8 protein-coding genes are annotated in these 12300 nt (G+C 40.6%); all 8 read left to right on the plus strand.

Features of this window, described 5'->3' with window-relative positions:
• Positions 1–233: 233 nt before the first annotated feature.
• Positions 234–2369, plus strand: a complete 2136-nt coding sequence (locus Q0162_RS08470; protein ID WP_297890920.1) for a S46 family peptidase — start codon at positions 234–236, stop codon at positions 2367–2369.
• A 74-nt stretch (positions 2370–2443) separates the two neighbouring features.
• The gene (locus tag Q0162_RS08475; RefSeq protein WP_297890921.1) at positions 2444–3835 is read left to right on the plus strand and encodes an MATE family efflux transporter; all 1392 of its coding nucleotides are present in this window, start codon (positions 2444–2446) and stop codon (positions 3833–3835) included.
• A 61-nt stretch (positions 3836–3896) separates the two neighbouring features.
• On the plus strand, positions 3897–4988 hold the full coding sequence (gene ychF / locus Q0162_RS08480) for a redox-regulated ATPase YchF (protein WP_002678189.1): 1092 nt from the start codon (positions 3897–3899) through the stop codon (positions 4986–4988).
• A 31-nt stretch (positions 4989–5019) separates the two neighbouring features.
• Positions 5020–5769, plus strand: coding sequence for a triose-phosphate isomerase (gene tpiA / locus Q0162_RS08485; protein WP_297890922.1), 750 nt, complete (start codon positions 5020–5022; stop codon positions 5767–5769).
• A 75-nt stretch (positions 5770–5844) separates the two neighbouring features.
• A complete protein-coding gene (gene hemE / locus Q0162_RS08490; RefSeq protein WP_297890923.1) occupies positions 5845–6867 on the plus strand; it encodes a uroporphyrinogen decarboxylase in 1023 nt (340 codons plus the stop codon).
• A 10-nt stretch (positions 6868–6877) separates the two neighbouring features.
• Positions 6878–7474, plus strand: coding sequence for a lipoprotein signal peptidase (locus Q0162_RS08495; RefSeq protein ID WP_297890924.1), 597 nt, complete (start codon positions 6878–6880; stop codon positions 7472–7474).
• Positions 7475–9646 (plus strand): DNA mismatch repair protein MutS, encoded by a 2172-nt coding sequence (locus tag Q0162_RS08500; RefSeq protein WP_297890925.1) that lies wholly within the window; start codon positions 7475–7477, stop codon positions 9644–9646.
• Positions 9647–9721: 75 nt separating this feature from the next.
• Positions 9722–12238: a TonB-dependent receptor gene (locus Q0162_RS08505; RefSeq protein ID WP_297890926.1), complete on the plus strand. Its 2517-nt coding sequence runs from the start codon at positions 9722–9724 to the stop codon at positions 12236–12238.
• The last annotated feature ends 62 nt before the right edge of the window (positions 12239–12300 follow it).

Below are 12300 nucleotides of genomic sequence, written 5' to 3' on the forward strand. Positions count from 1 at the left end.
GTACAATATTTCTTTATTCTAACAAATTATTTCTAAATATATTTTAATTCCTCCCACCACTCCCACCTCCTGCCCGTGCGGCTCGCTCCTCCCACCACTCTCTTTTCCGGATTGTCCCCCTTTGGGGGATCGAGGGCTATCCCACCGCTCCCATATCATTTGTCATTTGTTAATTGTTAATTGTTAATTATTTTGTACCTTTGCCCCCTAATAAATCATTATATCACTTTTTTATGAAGAAAATAAGTCTTATGTTATTGGCTTTCTTGTTGCTCACTCCCGTAGCAAGAGCTGATGAAGGAATGTGGTTCTTGATGTTCATTGAACGTCTCAACCAAAGAGATATGCAGAAGTTAGGATTACAACTCACTGCACAAGAAATTTATAGCATCAATAACAACAGCCTCAAAGATGCTATCGTACAATTTAATGGAGGTTGTACTGCGAGCATCATCTCCAAAGATGGCTTAGTACTCACAAACCATCATTGTGGCTATAGCAATATTGCTCAGCTTTCTACCCCCGAAAGCAACCACTTAAAGAACGGATTTTGGGCGCGCTCTCACGCCGAGGAACTCTCCCCTAAACAGTCATTCGTCCGTTTCTTCGTCCGTATGGACAACGTAACCAATCGTATGTTGGCTGCTGTTACCCCCTCTATGAGCGAAAAAGAACGCGAAGCCGCTCTCAACCAAGAAATGTCTAAAATACAAAAAGAAAACAGCGAAGGTGGTAAATATGTAGTTTCTGTGCGTTCATTCTTCCAAGGCAATGAATATTATTACTTTGTATATCAAGACTTCAAAGATGTACGCCTCGTAGGTACACCTCCTGAAAACATTGGAAAATTCGGTGGTGACACCGACAACTGGGAATGGCCTCGTCAAACTGGCGACTTCTCTCTCTTCCGCGTATACACTGATAAAGATGGAAATGCAGCCGACTATTCTCCTAACAACATACCTCTTAAAGCCAAACGTTACCTTAAAGTGAGCCTCAAAGGCGTACAAGATAAAGACTTTGCGATGATTATGGGCTACCCTGGGCGTACTAACCGTTGGGAAAGTTCTTATTGGGTAGATCAAAAGGTGAAATATGCTTATCCTGCTTGGGTTGAAGCCTCCAAAACAGCAATGGATGCAATGAAGCGTTATATGGATAAGGACGATGCTGTGCGCTTGCAATATGCCTCTTTGTACTCTCAATTAGCTAACTATTGGAAAAACCGCCAAGGTATGATTGATGCCCTTACAACCCATAAAACAGCCGCTGAAAAACGCAAAACCGAAGCTATTTTTGGAAAATGGGCTAACAAAACCGAAAATATAGCAGAATATGGCGAAGTGCTCAACACTTTGGCTAAATATTTTGAGAAGACAAACTTGCGCTCTGCCGATGAGAACTATGTGAGTATCTTGTCCCGCGCTTCTTTCTTTATCAAAATGCCTTCCCTATACATCAACACTATTGCTGCCGCCCAACGCGGTGGTATGCCGGAAACCGACTTGCAAAACAGAATTGACAACATCCTTGCTAATTACGATAAGATAAACGCTAATGTCGAAAAAGAAATCCTTGCTGATATGTTGCAACTCTATGCCAACAAGGGGAATAATGTACCTGCTTTGCTAAAAGATGTTAAAACAAAATACAAAGGTAACTTCCTCAAGTATGTCAATGAACTCTTAGCAGGTAGCATTTACCGCAGTAAAGAAGCCTTACAAGCTAATACACAACGCGATGTAGAAGAACTCTTAAAAGACCCTTTGTTGCAACTCGCTGAAGCCCTTGTCGAAGACTTCCGTTCACCTTCTCAAGAGATTATAGACTTAGAAGATAGCTATGCCAAAGCCTACCGTAAATTCGTAAAAGGAATGCGCGATTCTAAAATTAGCACAATCTTGTATCCTGATGCTAATTCCACCTTGCGCCTTACCTATGGTACAGTAAGTCCATTGGCTGCTGATAAACGCAACCCCGATGTAAAAAAGAACTACTATACCACTTTCAAATCTTTAATGGCTAAATACAAAAAAGGCGACCCTGAGTTCGATATGTCTCAACGTATGCTCGACCTTTATAAAAAGAAAGAGTTTGGTAGATATATAGACAAAGACGGCTCTATGCACGTAAACTTTCTTACCAACAACGACATTACTGGCGGTAACTCTGGATCACCCGTGATGAATGGCAAAGGAGAACTCATAGGTCTCGCTTTCGATGGTAATATCGAAGCAATGGCAGGTGATGTGATTTTTGATAAACAACTACAGCGCACCATCAATGTCGATATTCGCTACGTACTTTGGGTAATTGATATTTATGCCAATGCTAAAAACATCATCAACGAAATTGAAACTGTACAATAAAGAGTAGAAATTAGAAATCAGAAGTTAGAGGATAGGAATTACCCTATCCCCTGACACCTGATACCTGATCCCTTATGCCTAACTTATCAAACTATACAAAAGAATTTAAATACAACTTCAAGATTGCTTACCCCGTCATTTTAGGAATGTTAGGGCATACCTTTGTAGGCTTTGTCGATAACGTAATGGTAGGCAAAGTAGGTATTACCGAACTTGGAGCTGCAGCTCTCGGAAATACAGCTATCTTTATCGCAATGTCTTTCGCTATAGGTTTTTCGGTGGCTACTACTTCTTTAGTAGCTATGAACGACGAAGCAGGCGATAAACAAGCCGTACAATCCATCCTCAACCACAGTATGCTGCTCAATATCATACTCAGCACGGTACTTTTCTTGCTGATGTTCTTTGTCGAACCCGTGATGAGAATCACAGGGCAAAGTGAAAACGTAATCGCTTTGGCAGTCCCCTATACTCATTTGGTTGCCTTTTCATTGATACCTTTAGGCGTATTCAACACTTTCAAACAATTCGCCGATGGTCTCTCTATGACTAAATATGCAATGTATGTTACCCTATTGGCAAACCTTATCAATATATTTGGTAATTATCTCTTCATCTATGGCAATTGGGGTTGCCCAAAATTAGGAGTATTAGGTGCTGGAGTAGGAACGCTCATTTCGCGTATAGCAATGCCTATAATGCTCTATTATATGCTCAAGTATTTACCTAAAACTAAAGAATACGTTACCAATATAAGTTTCAAAAACATCACTAAACCAATGATAAGAAAAATAAGTAACATCGGGCTACCTACAGGGTTACAAATGATTTTTGAAACAGGTATTTTCTCTGCTGCTATATGGATAAGCGGTGTATTGGGTGAAAACCAACTCTCAGCTAACCAAATAGCTCTCAACCTAGCAAGTATGACCTTTATGGTAGCCAACGGATTAGGTATTACAGCTATGATACGTGTAGGCAACCAGTTAGGAGCTAGAAACTATGCCAACCTACGTCGGGTAGCCTTTTCTGTATTCTTATTAGTGTTGTGTACCCAAGTCTTTTTTGCAGGACTCTTAGCCTTATTACGCGATTGGTTACCCTCATTGTATTTAGAGATGGACAATATCGAAAAAGCAGCTACCAATGCAGCTGTAATAAGCGAAGCAGCCAATCTATTGTTGATTGCTGCTATTTTCCAAATCTCCGATGGATTACAAGTTACAGCTCTTGGGGCATTGCGTGGAGTCCAAGATGCCAAAATTCCTATGGTCATTACCTTTATAGCCTATTGGCTCATTGCCTTCCCTATTCTTTGTTTTTTAGGACTTCACACTTCTTTAGGTACTATGGGTATTTGGATAGGATTACTCACAGGACTCACTGCTGCTGCTATATCCCTCTTGTATAGGTTCAACCATATCAGCTTGCGACTCATCGTCAACCGCCATAAATTACCTAATTAACAAATTGCCTAATTGACAAATTATTATTACCTTTGCACGCTCTTTAATTTAAAAAACGAATATGAAAGCAGGAATTGTTGGACTGCCCAACGTGGGAAAGTCTACTCTATTTAATTGTTTATCAAATGCTAAAGCTCAAAGTGCTAACTTCCCGTTTTGCACTATAGAACCTAATTTAGGGGTAGTAAATGTACCCGATCCCCGTTTAGAAAAACTCGAAACTCTTGTAAAACCTGAACGTGTATTACCTGCAACCGTAGAAATTGTAGACATCGCAGGTCTTGTAAAAGGTGCGAGCAAAGGTGAAGGTTTAGGCAACCAATTTTTAGGAAATATACGTGAGTGTAATGCTATTATTCACGTGTTGCGCTGCTTTGAAAACGACAATATCGTACACGTCGATGGCAGTGTAGACCCCATCCGAGATAAAGAAACTATTGATATAGAACTACAACTAAAAGACCTCGAAACTGTCGAAAAACGCCTCGAAAAAGTAACCCGTGCTGCCAAAGCTGGCGATAAAAAAGCCGCTAAGGAAATGGACTTGCTCAATCGTGTGAAAGACGCTTTGCTCACTGGCGTTTCTGCCCGCGCTGTACAAGTAGCCGACGATGAAAAAGAATTATTAGAGAGCTTTCAATTGCTCACTGCTAAACCTGTGTTATACGTGTGTAATGTCGATGAAAAATCAGCTAAAAATGGTAATGCTTATGTAGAACGTGTAAAAGAAGTGGTGAAAAATGAAGAAGCCGAAATCATCGTTTTAGCTGTAGCTACTGAAGCTGATATCACCGAATTAGAAAGCTATGAAGAACGCCAAATGTTCTTGGAAGATATAGGATTGGACGAGCCTGGTGCTTCTAAATTAATTCGTGCTGCTTACCACTTGCTAAACTTGCAAACTTATTTCACCGCAGGGGTAAAAGAAGTACGAGCTTGGACAATTCATAAAGGAGATACGGCTCCTCAAGCTGCTGGTGTTATCCATACTGATTTCGAAAAAGGATTTATTCGAGCCGAAGTAATTGCCTACGACGATTTTATCACCTATGGCAGCGAAGCCAAAGTAAAAGAAGCAGGAAAAATGCGTGTTGAAGGTAAAGAATATATTGTAAAAGACGGTGATATTATGCATTTCCGCTTCAACGTATAACCAAAATTGCTAATTATAAATATTTCATTATATGAGAAAAAAAATTGTAGCAGGTAACTGGAAAATGAATAACGACCTCAACAAATCGTTAGCTCTCATTTCCGACCTATTGAAAAAAGTACCTCAAACTGATGCTGAGGTAATGATTGCCCCTACCTTTGTAAACCTTATTCCAGCAGTAGAAGCTGCTAAAGGTAGCAAAATCGAAGTGATTGCCCAAAATATGCACTTTGCCGAAAATGGTGCTTATACTGGTGAGATTTCAGCTGAAATGTTGAATAGTATTGGCGTAAAAACCACTATTTTAGGTCATTCTGAACGCCGTGCTTACTTCAACGAAACCGATGAAAGTTTGGCTAAAAAAGTAGACACTGCCCTCAAACACAATATGCGTGTAGTGTTCTGTATTGGTGAAGAATTAGCCGAACGTAAAGCTAACAAACACTTCGACGTTGTAGGTAGCCAAATCAAAAACGGCTTGTTCCACTTGCCTACTGAGGCTTGGCAACACATCGTATTGGCTTATGAACCCGTATGGGCAATTGGTACAGGCGAAACTGCAACCCCAGAACAAGCGCAAGAAATCCACCACTTCATCCGCAAAACTATCGCCGATAAATATGGTAAAGAAGTAGCTGATAAAGTATCTATCTTGTATGGTGGTAGCGTAAAACCTGATAATGCTAAAGAAATCTTCGCTAAAGAAGACGTTGATGGCGGTCTCATCGGAGGCGCTGCCCTCAAAGCCGATGATTTTGTTACTATCATCAAAAGTATTTAATTGTTATTGTTAATACACAAACTTTGTCAAAGTTCTCTGGGACTTTGACAAAGTTTACTGCTTTCAATCTAAAAAATGTTACAAAACGACTTATTCCTTAGAGTACTCAACGGTGAAACTACCCAGCGTCCTCCTGTTTGGATGATGCGACAAGCAGGCAGATATCTACCTGAATTTAGAGCTTTACGCGACAAATACGACTTCTTCACGCGTTGCCAAACCCCTGAGTTGGCAGCCGAAATTACCGTACAACCTGTTGATATAGTAGGTGTAGATGCCGCTATCTTATTTTCCGATATATTGGTAGTACCTCAAGCGATGAACATACCTTTTGAAATGAAAAAAGGTGTCGGACCTTGGTTGCCTAACCCTATTCGTACTGCTAAGGATGTAGCGCAAGTAACAATTCCTAATATCCAAGAGCGTTTGGGTTATGTGATGGAGGCTATCAAACTTACCAAACAAATGCTCAACAACCGTGTGCCTCTTATTGGATTTGCTGGCTCTCCTTGGACGATACTCTGCTATGCCGTCGAAGGGGCTGGTTCACGCGACTATGCTACTGCTAAAGAATTTTGCTTCACTCAACCTGAGTTAGCTCATCAACTATTGCAAAAAATTACTGATACTACCATTCTCTACCTCAAAGAAAAAGTAAAAGCTGGCGTAGATGCAGTACAATTCTTCGATAGCTGGGGAGGCGTTTTATCTCCTGACGACTATCGCACTTTTTCTTGGCAATACCTCAATCAAATAGTAGAGGCTTTAGCACCTCTTACCAAAGTGATAGTTTTTGCTAAGGGTTGTTGGTATGCCCTCCCCGAAATGGCTACTTCCAAAGCTGCTGCCTTAGGAGTAGATTGGACTTGTGCCCCCGAAATAGCACGTGAACTCACTTGTGGCAAAAAGGTATTACAAGGCAACTTCGACCCTTCACAATTGCTCGCTCCTCCTGTTCAAATTAAGAAAAAAGTAAAAGAAATGATCGATGCTTTTGGTAAAGACCACTACATCGCCAACTTAGGACACGGCATCCTGCCTAATGTCCCCGTTGGAAACGCTATTGCCTTTGTAGAAGCTGTAAAAGAATATCGTTAAGAAAAAACTTATGAAATTAAAACACGCATTCCTTATTATTCTGTTGGTACTTATCATTGACCAATGGAGCAAAATATACATCAAAACACACTTTATCCTCAACGAAGCCGTAACCGTTTTCAGTTGGTTTCAAATATATTTTGTAGAAAACGAAGGTGCAGCTTGGGGTACTAAAATCCCTGGCGAATACGGCAAACTCATTCTTACCCTCTTCCGCATTATAGCGGTAATAGGTATCGGTTATTGGCTGGTATCGGCAGTGAGAAAGCAACATCCTAAGATACTTATCATTTGCATTTCTTTGATATTGGCAGGAGCACTGGGCAATATCATCGATTCGGTGTTTTACGGCATAATTTTCGACCATAGTTATGGTAACATTGCTACCCTATTTGCCGAAAATCCTTACGGAACCCTCTTGCACGGCAAAGTGGTGGATATGTTCTACTTCCCTATTATCGATACTACACTTCCCAGCTGGGTACCCTTTTGGGGAGGCGAACGCTTTCGTTTCTTCGAGCCCGTGTTCAATGTGGCTGACTCTGCAATATGTATAGCAGTGGGGCTGATGATTTTATATCACAAAAAGATATTTCCTAAAAACTAAATGAATACAAAAACACTTGAAGACTTAGAGTTCCCTATGGTACTCTCTCATTTGTCTGACCTTTGCCTTACTGAACTCGGCAAGAAATACGCCTTACGTATCAAGCCTTTCGACAATCAGGAGAGCCTGTTATTGGCACTGAATCAAACCAATGAATACCTATCGTCTTTTGATAATAACAACACAATCCCTTCACACTATTGCGAATCTATCACTTCCGAAATTAAACTCCTATCTATTGAAAACGCTTTGTTAGAAGTGTCGAGTATTAGGAAGATTCATCGTATCAGCGAGGTTGTAAACACTCAAATTCTCTTCTTTAAGAAGTTCAAAACACTATACCCTACCCTTTTCGAAACCGCTGATAGTATCGAGTATACTACCGAACTGCTGAACGCTATCGATAAAGTGTTAGACAAGTACGGCGAGATAAAAAACGAAGCCTCTCCTACGCTTGGCAATATACGTCGCGAGCTGAGCGCCTTGAAAGGAAAACTCAACGAAAGTTTCAACCGTGCTCTCGCCGAGTATAACACTGCCGACTATCTCGATGATATCCGCGAAACTGTAGTAGAAAACCGCCGCGTATTGGCAGTGAAAGCAATGTACCGCCGAAAAGTACAGGGTACCGTATGGGGGAGCTCAAAAACAGGCAGCATAGTGTATATAGAACCGCGACAAACCGAAATCTACTCTCGCGAACTCTCCAATTTGCTTTATGACGAAAAAGAGGAAATCCAGCGTATATTAAGAGAACTTACCGCCTTCATCAGTCAGTTTGCCGACCTGCTGAAAGACTATCAGCGATACATCACAGCCGTTGATATTATTTGCGCCAAAGCCAAGTACGCTCACCAAATGAACGCACTTTTGCCAGAAATCACTCAGGAGCGCGAACTATTTCTCCGTGAAGCATATCACCCTTTGCTGTACCTGAGCAATGCCAAAAAAGGTGTTACTACCTTCCCTCAAACCATAGAACTGAATGATGAAAATCGTATTATCGTCATCTCGGGACCTAATGCGGGCGGAAAAAGTATTACACTTAAAACCATTGGCTTATTGCAATTAATGTTACAAAGTGGAATGCTGGTTCCGGTGCATCATCGTTCTAAAATGTGTTTGTTTGAACGCATTCTTACCGATATCGGTGATAACCAATCTATTGAAAACCACCTTAGCACATACAGCTACCGACTCAAAAATATGAATTACTTCCTCAAAAAGTGCAATCACCGCACCTTGTTTTTGATAGATGAGTTCGGGACAGGTAGTGACCCCGAATTAGGAGGTGCTTTGGCTGAAATATTCTTAGAAGAGTTCTACCACCGAAAGGCTTTTGGGGTGATTACCACCCATTACACCAATTTAAAAATGCTGGCAGATGAATTGCCTCACGCCAGCAATGCCAATATGCTTTTCAACGATAAAACCTTAGAGCCCATCTATAAGCTGATAATAGGCGAAGCGGGAAGTTCTTTCACTTTTGAAGTGGCGCAGAAAAACGGCATTCCGTTTAGCCTCATCAATCGAGCTAAGAAAAAAATAGAGAAAGGAAAAGTGCGTTTTGATGCCACTATCGCCAAATTGCAGAAAGAACGCTCCAAAATGGAAAAAACTGCCGAAACCCTGAAAGATGAGGAAACCAAAGCCCGCGAAGAAGCCAAACGTTTAGAAGAACTCAATGATAAAATAAAAAGCAAGCTCATAAATTATCAAGAGCTCTATGACCAAAACCAACGTATGATTAGCTTAGGTAGTAAGGTAGACCAGATAGCCGAACGTTATTTCTACGATGGTAAGCGTCGCCCTTTGGTATCCGAATTTCTCAAACTCATTGAAATGGAAAACGCCAAGCGCAAACAAATAAGCAAAGAGGAACGCACCAAGCAAAAAGAGGAGAAAAAAACTACTACCGAAGAAGTTCATAAGCAAATGGAGGCTATCCGCCAGCAACGCAAAGAAGAGAAGAAAGAGCGCATTGCCCAAGAACGCGCTGAAAAAGAAAAGCTACAACGCGCCCTTTCAGTAGGCGACCGTGTGCGCATTAAAGACAGCCGGAGCGTGGGAAGTATCGATAAGATTGAAAAAGGCAAAGCCATAGTAAATTACGGGGCGTTTACTACCTCTGTTTCTTTGGACGAATTGGAGCTTGTACAAAAAATAAGATAATTTTATCGAAATTTTATTTGCTACATAAAATATAATTACTAATTTTGCATCATTCTAAATTAATAACTATATTTTATGTTCAAACACATCATATTATTTGTAATGCTCGTGATGAGCCCACTGCTTTTTGGGCAACATCACAAAATCAAAGGAACAATTTCCGATGAAACTAAATTTCCTGTAGCTGGGGTAATTATCCAACTGCAAAACAACCCTAGTATTGCCACTCAAACCGATGCTAATGGGCTGTATACCCTCAACTTTATACCTAGCAGCAAAGAGATAACCTTAGAAATTATCAAAGAGGGATTTGAAAAACAAATGGCTGTTGTTACGCTCCAAAACAACGAAAACCGCGTCACTTATGTAGATTTCACACTCCCAAAGGAGGCTATTGCTTTGGAAGAAGTAGTAGTGAGCGATAACCCCAGCTTGATTGCTAACTCCGAGAGTTTATCGCGAAAAAAATTAGATAAAGTTCCTGGAGGTACCAATATAGCCAACTTAAAAGATTTGTCTGAAAAGCGTTCTCAAACCCTCAAAGATGCTCTTGTGCGTCAACCAGGGGTAGTTATTCAAGAGTTCTTCGGTGGTAACGACCAGCCTCGCCTTAATATCAGAGGCTCAGGAATACAAAGCAATCCACAATCGCGTGGGGTTGCCCTATATCAAGATGGTATTCCCATTAATTTTGCTGATGGATCGTACATTATAGGTGTTTTAGAACCTCAAGCATCCAATTTAGTAGAAGTATACCGCGGAGCTAATGCTATGGAATATGGTGGAGCTACCTTAGGAGGTGCCATGAACTTCGTGACCAAAAATGGATATAACGCCTCACCTCTTAGTGTAAAAATGGAAGCGGGTAGCTTCAATTACTTCAACAGTAGTATTTCTTCAGGATTTTCTTCTGGCAAAAACGATGGTTTTATTTCTACCTCGTATAGTAAAAGCGATGGATACCGCATTTACAACTCCTCCAAACGCTTCAACGCATTGCTAAATATTGGCAGACAGTTTACCAATAAGTTTGAAACTCGCCTATATGCCTCATTTACCGATTTGTATTTCGATATTCCAGGTCCTCTTACCAAACAACAATACGAAAGTGATAGCAAACAAATAAACGGAGCTCCTAAACTCACCGTTCCTTATGCTTTTGGACCTAATGTACAACGCGATAAACCTAATAGATCAAGCAAAATTGCACGTTTTGGTAGCAAGTCGGCTTATAAATTTAACAACCATAGTTTGCTCACTGCCACTTTGTATTACCAATATGCTGATGATGCCTTTGTATATCCCATAGCTACCAATATACGTCACGATTACAACAACGATTATGGTTTGCGTCTTACTTATGACTACAATACTCGTAAAAACGATTTGTCAATAGGGGTACAACTCAGCCAAGGCAAAATGCATCAATTGCGAAACATCAACGAAAAAGGAAGTTTCGGTGCATTATTTGCCAAACAAGACCTCTTATCAAACCACGCTGTAGCCTACATTTCCGATGTATACAAAATCACCGATAAATTCCTTGTGAATGTAGCCGTACAAGGTAGTTACGACACCCGAAAGGTAGAAGATAAATTTGAGGGTAGCAGCCGACCTATATCCTTCTTTGCTGGTCAAAATTTACGCCGTGTTCAAAGCCCTTCTCCTGTAAAAAAACTTGATAATGAGTATACATACAATGCTGTCAATCCCAAAGCAGGTGTAATTTATAAGTTCAGTGATAATGCCCAAGTATATGGTAATTATAGCTTTAGTTATGAGCCTCCTACTTTCCTTGAAATCATTCGCTTAACAGGAGGTGCAGCAATGAGCGGTACACAAGTAATTTTCCCCAATAGTAGCAATGCCAATTCCAGTGCTAAAAATATTGCAGCCTTTGAATTGAAAGCTCAAAAAGCACAAACCGCCGAGATTGGAACTAAAGGAAATATTAGTGATGTCTTCGTGTGGAATGTAAGTGCCTATCACTCTTGGGTAAAAGATGAGATTTTTACCCTCACCGATGGCGAAATTGGCATCAATGGTATTACTGTAAATGCTCCTTATACCACCGTCCACCGAGGAGTTGAGGCGTCATTGCAATCTACCTTTGCTAAACGTGTATTTTCAAGCAAAGGCGATGCCTTTACTCTTTTTGTAAACTACAATTACAGCGATTTCTTCTTTGATGGAGGCGCTCTAAAAGGCAACCAAATAGCAGGTATCCCTAAACATTACATCTATGGCACTTTAGACTACAAACACCCTTCTGGATTCTTTGCCGAGTTCAATGTTGAAGCACTCCCTGAAGATACCCCTACCGACCATAAAAATACTTATTACCAAGATGCCTATCAACTGTTAGGCGCTAAAATAGGATTTAAAAAAGGAAACTGGACGTTCTTCTTCCAAGGTAATAATTTAGCCGATACAGTTTATGCATCTAGCTATTTAATTCAAGACCAAGTAACTCCTCCTCCTGCAAAAGTAGGCAACAGAGTCTTACGACCTACCCCCACCATTGTCGATAAAACAAACTTTATCCCTGGTGTCGGACGCAACTTTGTAGGTGGTATAACTTACACTTGGTAAAAATCTTACAATTTAGTTTTGTACATATCAAAAAAGATTGTATCTTTGCGCCCGAATTAATA

The sequence above is a fragment of the uncultured Capnocytophaga sp. genome (genome assembly GCF_937936315.1).
GTDB lineage: Bacteria > Bacteroidota > Bacteroidia > Flavobacteriales > Flavobacteriaceae > Capnocytophaga.